General features: G+C 41.3%; 14 protein-coding genes. 6 read left to right on the forward strand and 8 right to left on the reverse strand.

Annotated features, from left to right (window positions below):
- Nucleotides 1–644: 644 nt before the first annotated feature.
- Nucleotides 645–1,121, reverse strand: coding sequence for a MarR family winged helix-turn-helix transcriptional regulator (locus AACU32_RS12690; protein ID WP_096599982.1), 477 nt, complete (start codon nt 1,119–1,121; stop codon nt 645–647).
- A 678-nt stretch (nt 1,122–1,799) separates the two neighbouring features.
- On the opposite strand from AACU32_RS12690, the gene AACU32_RS12695 reads away from it, so the two are divergent.
- Both AACU32_RS12695 and AACU32_RS12700 read left to right on the forward strand, forming a co-directional pair.
- Nucleotides 1,800–3,203: an efflux RND transporter periplasmic adaptor subunit gene (locus AACU32_RS12695; RefSeq protein ID WP_096599984.1), complete on the forward strand. Its 1,404-nt coding sequence runs from the start codon at nt 1,800–1,802 to the stop codon at nt 3,201–3,203.
- Nucleotides 3,204–3,340: 137 nt separating this feature from the next.
- Nucleotides 3,341–6,676, forward strand: coding sequence for an efflux RND transporter permease subunit (locus AACU32_RS12700; RefSeq protein WP_096599986.1), 3,336 nt, complete (start codon nt 3,341–3,343; stop codon nt 6,674–6,676).
- Between the two features lie 85 nt (nt 6,677–6,761).
- Here AACU32_RS12700 and AACU32_RS12705 read toward each other — a convergent pair whose 3' ends face one another.
- Complete coding sequence (locus AACU32_RS12705) at nt 6,762–8,147, reverse strand: serine/threonine-protein kinase (protein ID WP_096599988.1); 1,386 nt, start codon at nt 8,145–8,147, stop codon at nt 6,762–6,764.
- Nucleotides 8,148–8,225: 78 nt separating this feature from the next.
- The gene (locus AACU32_RS12710) at nt 8,226–8,801 is read right to left on the reverse strand and encodes a TIGR04376 family protein (RefSeq protein ID WP_096607975.1); all 576 of its coding nucleotides are present in this window, start codon (nt 8,799–8,801) and stop codon (nt 8,226–8,228) included.
- Between the two features lie 277 nt (nt 8,802–9,078).
- Here AACU32_RS12710 and AACU32_RS12715 point away from each other — a divergent pair, with 277 nt between their 5' ends.
- Both AACU32_RS12715 and AACU32_RS12720 read left to right on the forward strand, forming a co-directional pair.
- Entirely contained in the window at nt 9,079–9,639 is a 561-nt protein-coding gene (locus AACU32_RS12715) for a hypothetical protein (RefSeq protein WP_096599990.1), read from the forward strand.
- A gap of 151 nt (nt 9,640–9,790) precedes the next feature.
- Nucleotides 9,791–9,985, forward strand: coding sequence for a type II toxin-antitoxin system HicB family antitoxin (locus AACU32_RS12720; protein WP_096599992.1), 195 nt, complete (start codon nt 9,791–9,793; stop codon nt 9,983–9,985).
- A gap of 846 nt (nt 9,986–10,831) precedes the next feature.
- Here AACU32_RS12720 and AACU32_RS12725 read toward each other — a convergent pair.
- Nucleotides 10,832–11,680, reverse strand: a complete 849-nt coding sequence (locus tag AACU32_RS12725; protein WP_096599993.1) for a D-alanyl-D-alanine carboxypeptidase family protein — start codon at nt 11,678–11,680, stop codon at nt 10,832–10,834.
- Nucleotides 11,681–11,863: 183 nt separating this feature from the next.
- Here AACU32_RS12725 and mnmG point away from each other — a divergent pair, with 183 nt between their 5' ends.
- Complete coding sequence (mnmG, locus tag AACU32_RS12730; protein WP_096607976.1) at nt 11,864–13,819, forward strand: tRNA uridine-5-carboxymethylaminomethyl(34) synthesis enzyme MnmG; 1,956 nt, start codon at nt 11,864–11,866, stop codon at nt 13,817–13,819.
- A 211-nt stretch (nt 13,820–14,030) separates the two neighbouring features.
- Nucleotides 14,031–15,338: a hypothetical protein gene (locus AACU32_RS12735; protein WP_096599995.1), complete on the forward strand. Its 1,308-nt coding sequence runs from the start codon at nt 14,031–14,033 to the stop codon at nt 15,336–15,338.
- A 1,244-nt stretch (nt 15,339–16,582) separates the two neighbouring features.
- On the opposite strand, the gene AACU32_RS12740 is transcribed toward AACU32_RS12735, so the two are convergent.
- From AACU32_RS12740 to AACU32_RS12755, 4 genes are all read right to left on the reverse strand, one after another.
- Nucleotides 16,583–17,335, reverse strand: a complete 753-nt coding sequence (locus tag AACU32_RS12740) for an N-acetylmuramoyl-L-alanine amidase (protein WP_096599997.1) — start codon at nt 17,333–17,335, stop codon at nt 16,583–16,585.
- A 296-nt stretch (nt 17,336–17,631) separates the two neighbouring features.
- Nucleotides 17,632–18,216: an HPP family protein gene (locus AACU32_RS12745; RefSeq protein ID WP_096599999.1), complete on the reverse strand. Its 585-nt coding sequence runs from the start codon at nt 18,214–18,216 to the stop codon at nt 17,632–17,634.
- A gap of 576 nt (nt 18,217–18,792) precedes the next feature.
- Nucleotides 18,793–19,527 carry an amino acid ABC transporter ATP-binding protein gene (locus AACU32_RS12750; protein WP_096600001.1) on the reverse strand — a complete coding sequence of 245 codons (735 nt, stop codon included), beginning with the start codon at nt 19,525–19,527 and terminating at the stop codon, nt 18,793–18,795.
- Nucleotides 19,520–21,007 (reverse strand): ABC transporter permease subunit, encoded by a 1,488-nt coding sequence (locus tag AACU32_RS12755; RefSeq protein WP_096600003.1) that lies wholly within the window; start codon nt 21,005–21,007, stop codon nt 19,520–19,522. The genes AACU32_RS12750 and AACU32_RS12755 overlap by 8 nt, the downstream gene beginning before the upstream one ends.
- Nucleotides 21,008–21,051: the final 44 nt, after the last annotated feature.

The raw sequence follows: 21,051 nt of genomic DNA on the forward strand, positions 1-21,051 counted from the left end.
GCAACAAAGCCTTTCACATTAAGTTGACACGTATGGGCAGTGCCATGCCCTCTAGAATATATTGATGTGCCAAAAACCCAATTTAAATTGGTATTAAAACAAATGCTCCGGCGTAGCCCAACCTAAGCATCGCCAAAAATAACAAAGCCTAGCTACACAGTTGCTTATTGTTCAACATCCCCATCTTTGCGCCAGCAATATACCTTTTCACCTGCGGAAAACACTAAAATGAGTGCGTAATTTACCGAAATGAGAACTTGTTAAGGCTTAACACCTGCGGAAAACACCAAAATGAGTGCGTGATTTACCGAAATGAGAACTTGTTAAGGCTTTTCATCTGCGGAAAACACCAAAATGAGTGCGTGATTTACCAAAATGAGAACTTGTTAAGGCTTAACGAGAAGGTGAAATGGTATTTCATCTGCGGAAAACACCAAAATGAGAACTTGTTAAGGCTTAACGAGAAGGTGAAATGGCTTTTTGCTTACTAAAAACCTGTAAATGAGTACTTGATTTAGGTAAATGAGAAAGCGATCGCCTTTTTTGTTTACCAAAACTTTAAAAATGAGTCCTAAATATGTGTAAATGATAAAGCTGGCGCATTTTGCCCATTGTCAGGCGATGCAAGTCAGCGATCGCCCGTGCTATTCTGGCAAAATATGTTCAAAGGTACTACTCAGCACTGTTAAACCTTCTACCACACTCTTCATTTGGTCTTCTGGTAGGTTAGTTAAAACAGAGGCAATTCTTGCACTTGTCAAAGACCTAATTTGTTGTAAATGATACTTTCCTGCATCCGTTAAATTGAGGAGGACATGACGACGCTCTTGGGGATTTTCTACTCTGCTAACCAAATCTTTTTGTACGAGCCGCTCTGTAAGCGTTGAAGCTGTAGCCCTAGTTACCCCTAAATGTTCAGCCACTTGGGAAAGAGAAGCACTTGGGTGACGATCGAGGAAAGCCAGCGTCCGAAATTGGGGGACAGAAAGCGATTCTGGCAGAAAAGCAGCATTCCGTCGCATCTCAGTCCGAAAGAACTTGATGATAATCGGAATTGTTTCCATCATTTTGGCAGCGCATTGTTCCGGGGTGACTTCTGGGGCTAGTTTTTCGGGACTCATACAATTTTCGATTGGGGATTTGGCGAAGAGTTGAGGCGATCGCTCAAGTTGTCAGCACAAAGCAAAGTTATACAGTGTAGGGACTTCCAAGTAAAAAAATATTCCATTGCTAATGTTCAGTGTTGACAGTTCACAGTCAACAGTCAACAGTCAACAGTCAACGTTTAACGGAATAATTTATTTTTTGGAGTTCCCGTATTGCAAGACAGGTAGTAGCACCACATTGTTCATTGGTGTCAACTTAAGTCAAAACGCTTATTCCACAGGCATTTTACCCCACCCCTCAATCCCCTCCTCGCTTGCGGGGAGGGGAAGTTTTGCGCCAGCAAAACTGGGGTGGGGTAACGCGGATCTTGATGGTAAGTTATTTAATTCACGCATCACATCTTGGCAAGGGTTTCACGTTAAGTTGACACGTATGCACATTGTTGTACTCTGACAATCTATCTGTACCTCAGTCTACCTAAGCAACTCTGTAAAAACCTGATGTTTATCTACTAGATAGCTGGGAACATCCAGCTTTTTTTTAGCAGACTGTACCAGAAATGGTTCTGGAGATAGATGTTTGGCAAATAGTTAGCATTGCTAATTAATTTTAGATAATATTAAGTGTATCTTTTAAAAACATCTGTTAAACATTTATCAGAGGGCTTCTCATCAATGCTGTCGCTGGTCAGTATGAGATATTTATCTTTTAAGTTAAAGAATAGACCTGATTTAGACGCTCAAAAGCTGATTTTGGCAAAACAGTTGAGCAGAGGAATCGTGCTGTTAAGTTTAATTGCGCTGTGTGGTTGTACAGCTTCGGAAGCACAGTCCAATAACCAAAAAGGCAAAAATCAGCAGCGGGCTGTACCTGTGGTAGTGGCGACAGCAACGCGGAAAACCATCCCCATTGAGTTACGACAAACAGGAACCGTAATGGCGTATTCAACTGTAGGGGTGAAATCGCAAGTTGCAGGGCCACTGACAGGAGTTTATTTTCAAGAAGGTCAGAATGTTAAAAAAGGGCAACTGCTATTTAAAATAGATTCTCGACCCCAGCAAGCCGCCTTAATGCAAGCCCAAGCGAACCGAGAAAAAGCGATCGCTCAAGTAAAACAGGCGGAAGCTAACCTTTCCCAGTCTCTAGCCCAAGTTAATCAAGCCAAAGCCAATCGCCTCAAAGACCAAACCCAAGCGAAAAACGCCCAAGCCCAAGCACAACGCTATGGTACGCTTTTCACTCAAGGAGCCATTAGCAAAGAGCAAGCAGAACAATTTAGTACGGCATCAGATGCCCAAAAAGCAACAGTTCTGGCAGACAATGAAGGTATTGCCAACGCGATCGCCGCAGTTGATGCCGCAAAAGCAGACTTAAATAATGCCAAAGCAGAAGTTAGCGCCGCTCAAGCCGCAGTTGACAGCGCCAAAATCGCACTTTCTTATAATTCGATTTTTTCCCCAATTACCGGGCGTACAGGTAGCTTAAAGGTTAATCAGGGCAACTTGGTCAAAGACAATGATACCAACCCCTTAGTCACAATCAGTCAAATTAGCCCAATTTACGTTACCACTTCCCTTCCCCAACGCCTACTACCAGACCTGAACAAATATCGGGCGCAGGGAAAAATCCCAGTAGATGCTTTCATTCCCAGAGACGAACAGCATCCTGAACATGGCGAACTGTTCTTTGTAGACAGTGGTGTTGATCCCACAACAGGAACTATTCAACTCAAAAGTAGCTTTACCAACACTGATGGAAGACTATCACCAGGTCAATTTGTGAATGTAGTTGTCCGGCTAACACAAGAACCCAACGCCATAGTTGTACCAACCACAGCCATTCAAACAGGACAACAAGGGCAGTTTGTCTATGTATTAAATCCAACCGACCAAACCGTAGATATGCGTCCAGTTGTCGTAGGTAACGCAGTTGGTAACGAATCAGTCATACAGCAAGGGCTAAAAGAAGGCGAACAAGTCATCACCGACGGACAATTTAACCTCAGACCAAAAGCCAAAGTGCAAATTAAACAGCCAGTAGGCAATAGACAAAGACCAGAAGCCACTAACCAAGGAAATCCAAACCCCTCACCATAGATTTTAATTAGTAAACATTTATACTTACAGTCAACAGTCAACAGTCAACAGTCAACAGTCAACACTTCGGCTTCGCTCAGTGACCACAGTCAACAGTCAACAGTCAGCAGTCTCCTCTGCCTCCTGTCCCATAACTTATGAACATCTCTGCATTATTCATCCGCCGACCGATCATGACCACACTCGTGATGCTAGCCATCATGTTGTTTGGGTTGATGAGTTATCAATTGCTACCAGTAAGTGACTTACCTACCGTAGATTTCCCGACAATTCAGGTGTCAGCTAGTTTACCGGGAGCCAGCCCGGAGACAGTAGCTTCGTCGGTAGCAACGCCATTAGAGCAGCAATTTTCTAGTATTGCTGGTTTGGATTCGATGAATTCTACAAGTTCTCTGGGTTCGGCACAGATTACACTGCAATTTAACTTGAGCCGGGATATAGACAGTGCAGCTCAAGATGTGCAATCTGCGATCGCCAAAGCGCAGCGGCAGTTACCAACGAGTATGCCTAACCCCCCATCATACCGCAAAGTCAACCCCGCAGATTCACCTATTTTATATATAGCTTTAAACTCCACAGCACTGCCATTATCAGAAGTCGATAAGTACGGGGAAACAATCTTAGCCCAGCGTCTCTCAATGGTTGATGGTGTAGCACAGGTACAGGTTTATGGTTCGCAAAAATATGCTGTTCGCATTTACCTAGATCCACAATCATTAAGTGCTAAAGGTTTGGGAATTGATGAAGTAGCAAATGCAATTTCTCAAGGAAATTCTAATTTACCTACTGGTAACCTTTACGGACAAAACCAAAACTTTACTATTGAGTCAAATGGACAATTAAATAATGCTGAAGCTTATACTTCTTTAGTAGTTGCTTACCGTAACGGTGCGCCAATTCAGTTGCGAGAATTGGGTAAAGTATTTGATAGCGTAGAAAACGATAAAGTAGCAAGTTGGTTTAATGGTAAGCGGGCAATTGTTTTAGCAATTCAACGCCAACCAGGTAGTAATACAGTCGCAGTTGTAGACGGTATCAAGAAAATTTTGCCTAGCTTCCGCGAACAAATTCCCGCAGCGGTAGATATGGAAATTCTCTATGACAGATCCCAATCTATTCGCGAGTCAGTCAATGATGTCAAATTTACTCTATTCCTCACCATTTGCTTGGTGATTTTGGTAATTTTTCTCTTTTTACGCAACCTTTCAGCTACAATCATTCCCAGTTTAGCTGTACCTTTATCACTAGTAGCAACCTTTGGGGTAATGCTATTACTTGGTTATTCTTTGGATAACCTTTCATTAATGGCGCTAACTCTAGCAGTTGGCTTTGTGGTAGACGACGCAGTGGTGATGCTAGAAAACATCGTGCGTCACATGGAAATGGGCGAAACTCGAATGCAAGCAGCCCTCAATGGTTCCAAAGAAATTGGTTTTACCATTTTATCAATGACAATTTCCTTGGTAGCTGTCTTCATTCCCATTATGTTTATGGGTGGCATTTTGGGAAGGCTATTCAGCGAGTTTGCAGTCACTATTAGCGTCTCAATTTTAGTATCTGGGTTTATTTCCCTCACCCTCACACCAATGCTTTGTAGTCGGTTTCTTCAGCATGAAGGTGAGCATCAACATTCAAATAATGAACATAATCATGTAGGCGATGAGCTTGTTATCTCCAATGATGAATTTGATCGTACAAGCAATGGCTATGCCATATCTAACAATGGTCATACAATATCCCATGATGAAAATTTGAATGCAGACAACAGCCACGACATATCCAACAATGGTAATGGACAGCAAATAAATAAACCTAAAAACCCGAAAGTTAAAAATTGGAAACGTCGTCTTTATAATGCTTCGGAATGGGTATTTGATACAATGCTGCGGGGTTACGAAGCAACCTTAAAGCTATCAATGAAATATCACCGCACAACGATGATACTTTCGGGAGTAATTTTAGTCGCCACAATATATTTGTTTGTTATAGTTCCCAAAGGATTTATTCCCAACGATGACACCGGACAATTAAGCGTCAGCACAGAAGCGGCTCAAGATATTTCTTTTGCGGAGATGGTAAAGCATCAACAAATAGTAGCCAACATTGTGCGTCGTAACCCCAATGTGGAATCAATTAACTCTAGTGTCGGTGCAGGTGGAGCCAACGCCACATCTAATTCAGGGCGTATCTTTGTCAAATTAAAACCCCATTCTCAACGCCACAAAAGCGCCGATGAAGTAGCAGATGAACTACGACCAAAACTAACTGGAATACCAGGAATTAGAGCCTTTGTGCAAAACCCGCCATCTATCCGTTTGGGTGGACAACAAACAAAAGCATTATATCAATTTGGACTTTCTAGCCCAAATTTACAAGAGTTGTATCAATACGCCCCAGCTTTAGAAGCGAAAATCCGCCAAATGTCGGAATTGCAAGATGTTAACAGCGACTTGCAAATCAAAAATCCACAAATTAACGTTCAATTTAATCGCGAACAAGCTGCAACTTTTGGATTGACAGCGAATCAAATTGAAAGCACATTAAATAATGCCTATGGTACTCGTCAAGTTTCTACTATTTATGCATCGGATGGTCAGTATCAAGTAGTGATGGGAGTAGATCCACAATATCAACTCAGTCCCAATGACCTGGATTTATTAACAGTTCGTTCAACTAGCGGTCAAGAAGTACCATTAAATGCAGTTGCAACTTTGAGTAAAGGCGTTGGGCCATTAACAGTTAACCATTCAGGACAACTTTCTGCTGTGACTATTTCCTTTAACCTCAAACCTGGAGTTTCTCTTGGTAGCGTTACTGGAACCATTGAAAAACTAGCGAGTGAAACATTACCCGCTACTATTAGTACCAGCTTCCAAGGTACAGCACAGGTGTTTCAATCTTCCCTTTCTAGCTTGGGAATTTTGCTGTTAATTGCGATTTTGGTAATTTACATTGTGTTAGGGATTCTCTACGAAGATTTTATTCACCCGATCACAATTCTTTCTAGTTTACCTTCAGCGGGATTTGGTGCATTGCTCACCTTAATGCTATTTGGTGTAGATTTGAATATCTACGCATTTGTCGGCATTATTATGTTAGTTGGTATCGTTAAGAAAAACGGCATTATGATGATTGACTTTGCAATGGATGCGCAAAAAAATCAAGGTAAAACGCCGTTTGATGCCATATATGAAGCTTGCGTAGTGCGGTTTCGTCCAATTATGATGACCACAATGGCAGCATTAATGGGTACTCTCCCAATCGCACTCGGTTTAGGCGCAGGTGCAGAATCTCGCCGTCCTTTAGGTTTAGCTGTTGTCGGTGGGTTATTGTTCTCGCAACTACTAACGCTGTATATAACTCCTGTTTTCTACACCTACATGGAATCGCTGCGGAAAGGGTTGAATAAAAAAGGTAGAAAGCAGAAGCAGAAAGTGAGACAGCTGGAGAAAGAAAAGGCAGAAGTATTATGATGTTACCAAGTTTTGTAGGGTGGGCAATGCCCACCCTACGAAGTGCTGAATCTTATAACTTTAAGCCCTACTTCTACTAATTGATTTATCTGTTCATAAATCTTGCTGCGAGAGAAGATAGCCTTAAATCCCAATTACCAAAACCTTGAAATAACATAAAAATTCCACTAGGAAGATGGCCTTTTGGAGATTTAGAAGAGAAGGTGAGGTTATCATATCCCTTCCAAGAGTATCGTTGACACCATCCGACACGATTACCAAAGCTACACCATATTTGATAATCTGTTTGAAGTTTCCCCTGAATACTCAGCCAGATTTGTGTCTGAATTTTAAAGCCGAATTTTCCCTTGCTGTGCGTGTTCCAAAGATCATCAATAGTACTTAGCTCTTCAAGGGGAAATTTTTTGATATCTTCTACATCTAGCCAGCCTTGTTTTTCTCGTCTAGATACCTTCAGCATAATAGCGAGCGTTTCTTGATCGGCCTCTCGCCATTTGTTTTTCATAAGCAGATCATGCAACTTTGTATAATCTACTTTCCTTGCTGGTGGTAGAGGATCTGGTTGAAGAGTTATGGGATTAAGAACTTGCAAAACATCCTCTACAGATTGATAGCGATTATTTACATAATCTTGAATAAATTTATCTAATATTTGTCCTAAATTCGGGCTAATATTTATAGTATTTTGTAAGCGTTCGCGCCATCTCCAAACTCCATGTAGCGCATCATAAAGTTCATCATAACCATCTGCATTTGGTAAACATCCAGTTAATAATCTAATACAAGTCACACCCAAACTATAAAGGTCACTCGCGGGGAAAACTTGACCACGCATTTGCTCGACAGGCGCATATCCAGGTGTACCAACTGTAGTTCCTACTTGACCGATAATGGTTCCTATCGCTTGTTTAGAAACACCAAAATCAATTAACATCAACCTGCCATCATGTTGACGACGCATAATATTTTCTGGCTTGATATCCCGATGAATAACACCTCGTTCATGAATAAACTTTAGGACTGGTAATAAATCATTCAAAAGCTGTATTATCTTTTCCTCGCTAAATGTTCCCTGCTGCTGTAATTCTTGTAGTAAATTGTGCCCATCAATCAACTCTTGTACAAGATACAACCGCTTATCCTGTTCAAAATAAGCAATGAGGCGGGGAATTTGCGGATGTTCTCCCAATTCATACAAACGCTTCCCCTCTTGGTTAAACAATTCTTTTGCTTTTTCTAGTGCTGCTGTTCCTTGCACCTGCGGGAAAAATTGCTTAATCACGCAAGGTTCATCCATCCTATCCACATCTCTAGCTTCATAAGTCTTACCAAATCCACCCTCGCCCAAAAGCCTAATTACACGGAAGCGGTTTCTGAATAGCAGTGCGAGTGTTTGTCCACACTGAATGCAAAACTTATTTCCATCAGGGCTAAAGGTATTCAAGCAATTAGGATTTGAACAGTAAAGCATATTCTGGGAAAATCTCAGCAGATGGTGGATGTGTTAAGTTTTCCCATTTTTGCTTGCTGGGTTGAAAGAATTTTCTATTTATTTACCCAAATTACGTTTCATTTGTTCCAACTCATCTTGGGTTTCCCAACGGCGAAACTTGTCTTCTAAGTCGTCAAAACTACTAGAATAACTGCTAGTTGCTTTTGACCAACCATCCGTTTCTAAACGCTGTTGCGCTTGTGCTGTTGCACGGGCTTGTTGCGCTGCGGTAGCTTTGGATTGTACCTCTTGTCGTCGAACTTGAATTTTTTGTAGTAATTCCTTAGATTGGTTAATGCGTTCTTTTAACCCTTGCATCTGTCCCCAGCGCTGATTACCTTCGCGCAATAAGGCGGCTTCTCGTTCTTGGGCTGCAACGGCTAAATCCTCTCTACCAGCAGCTTTTGCCTTTTGAACACGGATGTGCCAACGCTGAATTTCTTGCGCTGTAGACAGAATGTCCTCTTGCGATCGCTTCTCCTGTAATTGTAAATCTGCAACCAGCTTTAAAGTATCTTCCTCTTGCTCCCGCAGCTGTTCTAACAGTGCTTCTAATTCCAAATGTGGATTATTACGCAAGAATTCTTCTAAACGGTTTTCCAGAAACCGACTTAAATCATCAAATAAGCCCACTGCCAGCACTCCAGATTCAGGTATGTGCTTTTATTGTAATAATTATTATCCTAGCCGGAAAGCATTCACTTTGATATGAGATAGGTTTTGATCCAAAACTCTACTTTTCAACCAGTTAAATTATCACTATACATATAAGTATATTTAGCATTGGCAAATGGTTTTCACCTGCTGTGCAAAATCACAACTTACTGAAAATCATTTTAGGGAATTTCATCACTGAGCTTGTAGTTAATCTAAACAAATTAATTATAATTATTAGTAGAGTAGGCATTTAATGTTACAACGTAATTTGACCATTGCTGCTTTGACTACACTCATCGGCTTAAGTGTAGTCAACCAAAATATACCAATATTGGCAGCATCCCAGCAGCAAACTCGCGTTTCACAGCCGCATTTTCAGAATTATCCAGCAAAGCCAGTATTTCAAGGAAAACCAGCTACTCTAACCGCCAGCACGCCAGAAATCAAAGACTACGAACCGCAACTGAACGCGAGTGTTAATCAAGGTACGAATTTTGCTGGACATTATGCGATCGCCGATCATCTCAATCGGGCTATGGGCGGTGTAGATACAGCTGCGATCGTCGATCTCAAGACAGGTCAAGTATATCTACCCAAACAACTTTATGGTTATCACGATCAACGTGGTGCTGGATATAGTCCTCCCAGACCTGACGGTGGTTTACACTATCGTGCTAATAGCAAGTTACTCATAATTGTTGGTCAAGCTGGAGGTAAAGACCAAGAAAAAGGAATTGGGCGTTTTTACTACAAATGGGAAAATAATCAATTAAAATTACTGCAATTTGTAGCTTCTCCTTATAAATCCCAATAAACTTCTTTTTTTTGGCTAAGCTCAGGATTTGTGTCCCTAAATACTCAAATCTCATCCTGAGAATTAATAGTTCCAGTTTGTGCAGTATCACATGATCGATTTTTGTTTAATTTAAGAAGTTAGAATAACAAACAAAAGCGGTTATTTAGATATGCGTTACAAAGTCAAATTAAATAAAACGAAGATAGGATATGCGATTTGGTGTCCTGCTTTACCAGGATGTTGGACTTTGGGAGAAACAGAAGAAGAGGCCTTAGAGAATATCAAAGAAGCAATTAAAACCTATTTGCAAAATGTTGATGAAGTCACTCAAAATGCCGAGTTACGCTACGTAGATGTTCGCTAGGTGGGCGATTCACAATTAAGGTATTTAAAATATCAATTATCACTGCATCAATAAAATGGTGTTTTTTCGTGATGGACTCAATTAAAACAATCTTGAAAATAGGGGCTAGGGAATAGAGATGTTCATCTTTGGTTTTGAGATTTTTCCTTGTAATAGCAAACATTTTAAATATAGCAATCCTATCTGATACCAATTTTTTATGAAGCTGCATAGAATTCGATCCCCCCTAGCCCCCCTTATTAAGGGGGGAACTGGAAAAACATCTATTAAAGTCCCCCTTTTTAAGGGGGATATAGGGGGATCGAGATATGTGCAACTTCACGTTGAATTGGTATGAGTTGTGAAAAGATTTTTTTAACGTACCGCCTTCTCTACGAGACACTACGTGAACGAGCAGCGTCTCCCAGAGAAGCTGGTTCATTGAAAGTGGTAGTCTTAACTGAACCGTATTGGCTATAAAATAATTTGAGACTGTGCCTTAAGCTTTGCTAAACCACATCTATTTTGAGAACCATAGTTTTAAAAGTAGTGGGAGCATCTTGCTCCCTACTCTTCGTAGCGGGCTTTCCGTCCTACTCCAGGTTTCAAAATGGACGAGGTTTAGAGGATGTTTGAAAAGTCCTGTCGTGGGTAGCAAAACGTTTTAGATCCCCCCATTATCCCCCTTTTTAAGGGGGACTTTAAGAAGTTTTCCCCCCCCCTTGAAAAGGGGGGCTAGGGGGGATCGATTAGTGTGAAGATACAGCCAACCACTTTTCAAACAACCTCTTATAACCTACCCTACAATTTAAGGTTTATTGTCCAAATTTCCTAATTACGAATTACGAATTACGAATTACGAATTAACTAGATTGGTGTTACCCAATAGGTAATTTCTCTCACCAATTTCTTCTGAAAACCAAACAGAGGTAATTGTGATTCAGTTAAACCTAAATAAGTCCAATGGGGAATATCACTTTCTACAGTTTGAAACCAGCCATTTTGATTTAAAGCTTGTCTTTGCTTTTGACTGGATACACGTAAATCAATGGCTAATCCCCAAAGATGTTGTGATGTTCCAGGTGGTGCAACTATCCCTAAAATTGCTGTTTCCTTACCCTGGCGTACTTTCTCTAAAGTTCTATCATTAGCATATTTTTGCCAAAATCGGAGATTTGTGGTAAAAGTGCGAGTACAATCACCGCTACCATAACCTGATTTGAGCGGAATTTTTTGGATTTTTTTGGCTTTATTTAAAGCTAATCCTGCTGCTTGTTGTAAATAACAATCGTTAGTACCATCAACTTTAATCATCGTCAGCGTTGATTGAAATTCCTGAGTTTCTTGTTCGTTAGCCAAGATAACTTTTTCTGGTAGTTTAATTTCTGGCTCTTGATTGACAAATACTGCTCCATATTTACGCAATAAAATATATTCATAAGTACCAGGTTGGGGAATTGCTGGTAATTTAATCGCAATAGCCGACAAAAACCGCTGTTGCTCGTTTAATTCGGGATTGGGAGTAAATGGTGCAATTGGAGTGGGTGAAGTTGTCGGTTCGGGAGTAACTAAACATTGCGCATTATTTAAGCAATTGTTAAATTGTGCAGTCTGAATAACTGTTTGATGGTGAGCAATTCCATTACTAGCAACTAGAGTAAAAGTAATCAGGAAAATAATTGTAAGTAAGGCTAATTTCCGCAGGATTCGTTGCATATTCCCATAATGATTAAGTTATGTAAATAAAATCTTATTGTATAGACTAGTCAGGTTATTTGATGAGGAATAAATAATTTTTAATTGTTGAATGGTTTCACAGGTGGCAATTCAAAGCACATCCATGAAACTACGGTATCAGCTAAAATTGAAAATAACTCTAAGTTTGTTAACTTTGTAAGTATGACCATGCACAATTCCATTGCCAAAACAGCTTTTGAGCAAGACGCTTTTGATGTTATTGTCGTCGGTGCAGGTCACTCCGGTTGTGAAGCAGCCCTTGCTACTGCCCGCCTCGGTTGTCGGACTATGCTGTTGACGCTGAATTTAGATAAAATTGCTTGGCAACCATGCAATCCCGCAGTGGGTGGCCCTGCTAAATCCCAATTAACCCATGAAGTTGATGCCCTGGGTGGGGAAATTGGGAAGATGGCAGACAGGACTTACCTGCAAAAGCGGATTCTCAATTCTTCACGGGGGCCAGCAGTGTGGGCTTTACGCGCCCAGACGGATAAGCGGGAATACGCAGCCGTGATGAAGGGGATTGTCGAGAATCAAGAGAATTTAACAATCCGCGAGGGAATGGTAACAGACTTAGTGCTGGGTGCTAATGATGAAGTCATTGGCGTTGAGACTTACTTTGGTGTGACTTTCAAGTGTACAGCAGTTATCTTGACGACTGGGACGTTTTTGGGTGGTAAGATTTGGGTGGGGAATAAGTCGATGGCGGCGGGACGCGCCGGAGAATTTGCGGCGGAAGGCTTAACAGAAACTTTGAATCGCCTGGGTTTTGAAACCGGCAGACTAAAAACTGGTACACCTGCACGGGTAGACAAGCGATCGGTGGACTACAGTAAAATGTCTCACCAGCCAGGGGATGAAGAAGTACGCTGGTTTAGCTTTGACCCGGAAGTCTGGGTAGAAAGAGAGCAAATGCCTTGCTACATTACCCGCACTACCGCCGAAACCCATCGCCTGATTCAAGAAAATTTACATTTGTCGCCTGTATATGGTGGTTGGGTAGAAGCGAAGGGGCCGCGTTATTGTCCCAGTATTGAAGATAAGATTGTCCGCTTTGCTGATAAAGAAAGCCATCAAATCTTTATTGAACCAGAAGGCAGGGATATTCCCGAACTTTACATTCAAGGGTTTTCCACAGGGTTACCGGAAAATTTGCAAATCCAAATGTTGCGGAGTCTTCCCGGTTTGGAAAACTGTGTGATGCTACGTCCGGCTTATGCTGTGGAATATGATTATTTACCTGCAACTCAGTGTTATCCCACACTGATGACGAAAAAGATTGCGGGGCTGTTTTGTGCTGGACAAATTAACGGGACAACAGGCTATGAAGAAGCAGCAGCCCAAGGATTTGTGGCGGGTGTAAACGCGGCGCGGTTTGTGCGCGGTCAGGAGATGATTGTGTTTCCGCGTGAGCAAAGTTACATAGGGACATTGGTGGATGACCTGTGTACTAAAGACTTACGTGAACCTTACCGTATGCTTACTAGCAGGTCTGAGTACAGATTAATACTCCGTTCTGACAATGCTGACCAACGATTGACACCTTTGGGACGGGAAATTGGCTTAATTGACGATCGCCGTTGGGATTTATATACCCGCAAACAAGCACAGATTATTGCTGAAAAAGAACGGCTACACGGGACAAGGGTAAAAGAACATGATGAAATAGGAAGAGCGATCGCAGCTGATACCCAACAAGCAATTAAAGGCTCAATTACTTTAGCTGACTTACTACGCCGTCCGGGATTCCACTACATCAATCTCGATAGATACGGACTGGGAAATAAGAGCCTGAAAGCTGTTGAGAAAGAAGGCGCAGAAATTGACATTAAGTATTCTGGCTATCTGGCTAGGCAACAACATCAGATTGAGCAGATTGCCCGTCAGGCGCACCGCCAGTTACCCGCTGATTTAGATTACACAACAATTGATACCCTTTCTAAAGAAGCGCGAGAAAAGTTAAGTAAAGTAAAACCACTGACAATCGGTCAAGCAGCACGTATAGGTGGCGTAAACCCAGCAGATGTTAATGCTTTATTAATATATCTAGAATTACGTAAAACAAAGAGCCAATCAGAGTTTTCAGCTTTGGCTTCAAAAAAACTTCATGAAGCTTGAGTATAGTAGTAGGGAGGAGATGGGTATGATAGATGACATGGATCAAGAAATGGCATCATCAGCAGTCTCTAGATTCTAAGTTGAATTTAATACCACAAAACAATCAACTCGTCTAGTTTGGACGGAAGATTGGACATTTCACAGAAAATCCTGTTTCCCAGGCAGTAGGGGCGTTATTGATCCGTCCTCGCAGCTACCACCCACAAGCCTTATGTTAAAAGAAGCCAGCACTCATCTCATTATTCCAGAACCATCAGATGAATTGATCGCCAACGAGCCTTGGACGATTGAAGTCTACGCTGATGGCTTGATGGATGACATCTTTGCCGACCTCGACAATGTTCTGGATGCTACTGGGGATTTCCCCCACCAAACTGTGAATGTAGAGTATGTGCCTCTGCAAACAGTGAAAATGCCGCAGATTGTTTTACCAGATGAACTGCATCAAGCTGTAGAAGGAGTTTCCCAAATGAGGGAAAAGCCTTTCAGCAAGGTAGTGGTTGACACTCCTGCGAAAAAAGCAGTGATTCGCAAGTTGAAGAAAACCAAGAGTCCTTTTGGCACATTGCTGATTGTGGGAACAACCATTATCGGTGTGGCGATCGCTGGTATTATCTACTTGTTCAACTCGAAATTGCTAACTTTGGCAACTTCTAAGCCAATTACGTCCGCATATGTCGAAGCACCGCAGCAGCAGTTGCCAACAAAAGTTGATGTCCAAGCTGAGTTGGTTGACTATATGCTAGGCGCATTGTCAATAATTGAGCAGCAAAAACCCAAAAACAATCAAAGCTCCGCCAGCCCTGGAATTACCCTGAGCGAAATTCCCAAGTCAACAGCCTTAGCTGTGGCTAGCGAGCAAAAGAGTTTAAGATTACCACAAACTCTGGCAATAAATAATACACCACCAGACCGGAAAATCACAAAAAATATTGTTGAGCGGATATATATACCTGTTTATCAAGCACCAGCCCCCATGCGCTATGCACCACCCCAACTTCCTGGTATTCCCAAAGCCAAATCACCTGTAGCGGCGGTATCAAATACGTCCCGTCCTGGTGCGGTGAAACAGGCGTTGAATTCTCAAAAGAAACCAGCTAAACCTGTCAGCGTCAACATGTTTGCTGCTGCTGTGCGCCCAGATCTCAAACCCGTGAGTGTACGCACTGCACCGATTGTAGTTGGGCAATCATCCAATCTGCTGCCGACATTACCAGTTGTGCCCTTCCGTGCTGCAATCCCACAACTGCCTACACCTATAGCATCCGTGACTACTGTATCCCAGGAACAGGCTGTGTCAAGCGCTACACAACCTATTCCTAGCCATATCCTAGAGGGAATACTAGAGTTAGGAACTAAGTCTGCGGCTTTGTTTAAAGTTGACGGCACTACACAGCGCTTTGCTATTGGTGAAAGCATCGGTTCAAGTGGTTGGACATTAGTAGATGTCAGTAACGGGGAAGCGATCGTTCGTCGTAATGGCGAAGTGCGCTCAATTTATACAGGACAGAAACTGTAAAACTGTAAAAAATAAATTTTTTACAAAATTTGCGGTCGAAGTCGCAAACAATCTACAACTTTACAATTCACACAAATGCAGATTAATTGTAGGTAGGGCTGATATCAATTAGTAATTCGTAATTCGTAATTCGTAATTACCAAAATCCGACACGATCTAGTTTTTAGGGCTGGAATCTGTTGCCGAATTTTAGAGAATTGGTATTATGCCTTACCTTCTTAATATTAGGTCGCATACCACTGAACCATTAAGCAGAGATCAAAATCTGTGGTCGATAGTTGTAACCCTATGAGCCGGCTACTTATATTCACTAGTTATTTTTACCAGAGAATATTTTCAGCTAAGTTATTTGACTAAATAATACAGTAATTTCCCTTATCTAGGATCGGGGGTATCACACCTCATTATACTATAACCTCGGTAATTAAACATAATCAGCGCAATTAGTTGGCTAGATATTTCTGCGTAAATCTGCGGTGGTTGTCAGTTGTCAGTTGTCATTTGTCATCCTTGTCTCCCTTTCCCCTTCCCCCGACAAAGCTTTACATAGTTCGGTTTAATCGCGCCTACTTATAGCTGTAGCCAGATAGATTAGGACATCAAGCTAAAATAAAACCCTGACAATAAAAGGCTTTCAAGTCAGTCAACAGTCAACAGTCAACAGCTATACTTTATAAGGGAATGGAAAATTAATATTTCAAAACCTCTCTCCTTGTAGGAGAGAGGTTTTGAGCAAATTTTGCAAGTTGAGAAAGATTCTCTTAGAGGTTGTTTGAAAAGTAATTGGCTGTGATTTTCAGCACTGGTTGATCCCCCCTAGCCCCCCTTAAAAAGGGGGGAAAATCTCTCAAAGTCCCCCTTAAAAAGGGGGATTTAGGGGGATCTATAATGTTTTGCTACCAAGCAGAGGACTTTTAAAACATCCTCTTAGGGACTTCCAAATAAAAAAATATTCCAATCATTAACCTACCAAACCCGCAACTCGTAGGGGCGGGGTAACCCCGCATTGGTGTCAACTTAAGTCAAAACGCTTATTCCACAGGCATTTTACCCCACCCCTCAATCCCCTCCCCGTTTACGGGGAGGGGACGTTTTGCGTCAGCAAAACTGGGGTGGGGTAGCGCGGATCTTGGTGGTACGTGATTTTGTATCAAATCATATCCAGGCAAGGGTTTCACGTTAAGTTGACACCAATGGGTTACCCCGCCCCTACAATTTGGCATAATTTATTTTTTGGAGTTCCCTTAGAGAATTTTGCAGTGTCCAGCAAAAACAAAATGTACGTCTCGGTTTCCTTGGGTTTTGTCAGGCCACTTTACCCAATAATGCTGTTCTTCAAAACGAGCATCTAATACTTGGTATTTTCCGGGAGCAATATCAATTAGAGTTTCTTGAGGTAAATCTGAGGATTGATCTGTAGATGGTTTTAACACAGTTGGCGTTTTAATCTCCAAAATGTGATCTTTATTAGATTTGGCTGTATCTTCCCCTGAATCACCAATTAATCCATCTTTGATGGCTTCAGCCATTTTTTCAGCATCAAAGATATCCATATCTGTTTGGGAATCACAAAAGCAGCACTCAACTAAAATAGCTGGCATTTGTGTATTTCTCAAGACAAATAGAGGTGTATTTTTAACGCCTCGAGTGGCAAACCCTAGTTTTGCAATCTCTTTGAGAACTGATTGCGCTATACCTTTTGAGGCGTTACTCATAGCGAAAACTTCTGTGCCATGAACTTTATTATTGAATGCATTAAAATGAATAGAAACAAAAATATTCACATTATTTGCATTCGCTTTATTAGTTCTTTGCTGCAAAGAATCCTTGACACTATTAGCTGTCTTAGGAGTGCAATCAATCACAGTATGACCAGCTGCTGTTAATTTTTGTATTAGCAGCGTACCCACTGCTTTAGTTAAATGATCTTCTTTTTGAATACCTGGCGCTCCTGTATCAGGAGGGCAATTGTGTCCCATATCAATACCAAATTTCATAATTTTTCTCCTGTGTATTCCCTTAAAAAGTTAATTTAGCTGTATCACCAATTACCTATATTAGTCCAAGAGCGATCGCCTTGGCGGTAATAAAAAGTCAGTAATTACTGTAAGCCAATGTAAAGATAACCGTAATCTGCTCTTAAAGAGGTGAAATTACCCAAAATTTGAGTAATAGAGAAGCTCTATGGGCAATAAAGGCACAATAAAGCCTAAAACTTGCCGATACGCTCCTCTGCTTTCCTGTCCCTCTACTCTCTTGCTTTCTTAATGTGCTTACTTAGGTGTGTAACAAGTTACAGCCAGTGTTTGGGATAAGTCCTCTCTTGTGCAAGGTTATTGAAAACTACAGCACAGAGTACCAGAATTACGGAACCTTCCAGTGCAGGTGTTAGCAGAAATTGCCATTGAGCTTTTGTCATCATGACAACTAATGCAACTGCTCCTGAAGGCGGGTGTAAAGTTCCGGTAAACTGCATCATCCCTATGGCGGTAGCGACAGCCATTCCCATAGCCCAAGGTTCGGAACCGAAAAGATGCAAAATAGTTAGGCTAACTAAGGCAGCTATCAGATTACCGCCAATCACATTCCGGGGTTGGGCTAAAGGACTGTCAGGTATGCCAAATATTAAAACGCTGGTGGCACCAAAGGGAGCCATCAACAGTGGTGAGTTGGTTTTCACAGAAAGGTAAGCTGTGGCGGCTATGCCAATAAAACTACCCAGCCAAGACCAGAAAATATGTTTATGATGGGGTCTATCTATAGGTACTGAACGCTTAGTTCCGCAGAGCTTAACACAGTAATTTTTCCATTTTGATGAAATGCTTTTGTAATTTAACCTGGGCAGATAGGTGTAATTAATTCGCTCTTTGGGTAACATAGGCTTTTTAAATTCTCATGACTAACCACATCAAAAAACAGCAAACTGGGAAAAGTTAGCTGCACAATACCTACCTTGCGAACCCTAAAATTTAGGAATAAACAAAGGAAATTCCGCCAATTTCATTGGTAAAAGAATGTCTCAAGCTTGAATAATTGCTGAATTTAACATGCAAAAATTTAGCCTAAATCGCAATTTTGCTAGACAAGGCTCTCAATGCATAAATCAGCATTTTTAGGGAAAGATTTACATCTACCCAGAAATGCAAACTTAAGAAGTTGATTTAATTATGATTCAATGTCAGGATTCTTTAACATTTTAAACTTAATATTACTTTTAATTCGTCAAACTAAACTTCTAAAATATATAAAAAAACCATAAATTATATAAAAAATGCTTATCAATGAAGAGTGTGAGAGAGCAGATAATCGTGGCAGAAGGTTGCAGGAAAGCGGAAAGTGAGCTTATAGGCGTAGCTACTTGCAGATATCTAAAAATTTTTTCAAATTCTTACTTTAGATAGGGGTATTTTTGTCTGAGTTTGAGTCAGGTTGGAGTTAGCAAAATTGTTGCCTACTAGAGCATTTTTTCTAAGAATTGCTGGGCGCGATCGCACTGGGGATTGTGGAAGAATTGGCTAGGAGTGGTATCTTCTGCCAAAATTCCTCTATCGAGAAACATAATCCGACTGGCGACTTCTCTGGCGAATCCCATTTCATGGGTGACAATCGCCATTGTAATTCCTGTGTGGGCTAAAGCTTGCATCACTTCCAGCACATCTTTAACCATTTCCGGATCTAAAGCTGAAGTGGGTTCATCAAATAAAATCATCTCTGGTTCCATCGCCAAAGCGCGGGCGATCGCTACTCTTTGTTTCTGTCCGCCTGATAATTTAGATGGGTAGACATCTGCTTTTTCGGCTAAACCTACTTTTGTCAGTAACTCCAGTCCTTTAGTTTTGGCTAACTCTTTATCTACTCCCTTAACTTTAATCGGCGCATAGGTGACATTTTGCATTACTGTCATGTGGGGAAATAAATTAAAGTGTTGAAACACCATCACCAACTGTTGGCGAACCTGAGCAATATTGATTTTAGGATTAGTAATTTCTCGATCGTGAAAATAAATTTTGCCTCTAGTTGGATGTTCTAACAAATTCAAGCACCGAAGAAAGGTAGATTTACCAGAACCAGAAGGGCCAAGAATCGCCACCACTTCACCTTGGTTAATCTCTGTAGAAATATCTTTGAGTACATCAAGTTTGCCAAAGGATTTGCACAAAAATTCTGTACGAATAAGGACTTTACTCACTTTGTCTCAATCTCCTTTCTAAAACCGATGCAGCAAAGGTAAGACCCATAACTAAAACATAGTAGATGAACCCAGCAAACAGCAGTGGTTCAAAGTAAATATATTTATTTGCACCAACAATTTGGGCGCTGCGTAATATTTCCACTACACCAATTGTTGAGACTAAAGCCGAATCTTTCAATAGTCCAATAGTTTCATTTACCAATGCGGGAAGAATGTTTTTCAACGCTTGGGGTAGAATAATGTCCCACATCATCAATTGGTAAGGAACACCCATCGACAACGCCGCTTCAGTTTGTCCTTTATCTACAGCTTGAATTCCACCCCTGATGGTTTCCGACATATAAGCCCCAGAGTTAAGTGTAAAAGTTAACACCCCCGCTTGTAAAGCTGAGATGTCATAGCCTGTAAGCTGGGGTGTGGCATAGTAAACCAACGCCAATTGTAATAATAAAGGTGTGCCACGAAATACAGAGGTGTAAGCGTTAGCCAGCCAGGTAAGAGGCTTGATGCCGGTAATTTTGCATAAAGAGAGAACTGTACCCCAAATTAAGCCGAGAAATACGGAGAAGAGTGTAAATAATAAGGTTAGGGGGATACCTTTGAGGATAAAGGGAATTTCCGGAAGAATGCGGGTAAAGTCTAGATTTAAACCGCCTTTAGCAGGTGAGGATAAAGTCGGGGCGGAGGTACTTTGCGTAAACCACTTAGTAACTAATTTTTCAAGTTCGCCATTGTCCTTCATTTGTTGCAAACCTTGATTAAAAGGTTGGACAAAAGCCGAACCCTTAGGAAATGCGATCGCCGATCCACTCGCCTCTTCGGAAGGAATGACGTTAAACTCTAATTCTGGGTTAGCTTGAGCAAATCCTTTAGCTACAGTATCCTCAACAATTGCAGCATCAATTCGCCCTGATTTAATTTCTTGAATAATTTCCGGGACTTTATTTAGTTGCTTGAGTTGAATACCTTTAACTTTTTGAGCAATTTTTTTGGCATTTTGTTCTTGAATAGTTCCCAATTGAACGCCAACTTTTTTCCCGGCTAAATCTGGCGGCTGTTTGAGATTGCTATTTTTAGGAGCGACAATAGTATCTTTGGCTTCGTAATAAATAATCGAAAAATCGACATTTTTCTTGCGTTCTGGGGTAGGAGTCATCCCCGCCATCACAAAATCAGCGCGATTTGCTTGGAGTGCAGGAATTAATCCATTAAAATCCGATTCCATTATGTTGAGTTTAAACCCCAGTTTTTGCGCCAGACTTTTGGCAATATCTACATCAAAGCCAACAATTTGTCTTTCACCGCCTTGAGTATCATAAAACTCGTAAGGTGGGTAATCTGGGGAAGTAACCATCGTCAGCGAGTCCTTACCTAAAGGTGAAGCCGCTTTGAGAGAATGACTTTGCACTGCGATGAGGCTGATTACTAGTATGGCTGCAAACAGCATAGTTAACAGCCTGAATTGTCTTTTGTGCATCAGAATTACGCCGATAAACTCCAAAATAAGAGAAATTTTATTTA

The sequence above is a fragment of the Calothrix sp. NIES-2100 genome (genome assembly GCF_963875285.1).
In the GTDB taxonomy this organism is placed as follows: Bacteria; Cyanobacteriota; Cyanobacteriia; order Cyanobacteriales; family Nostocaceae; genus Aulosira.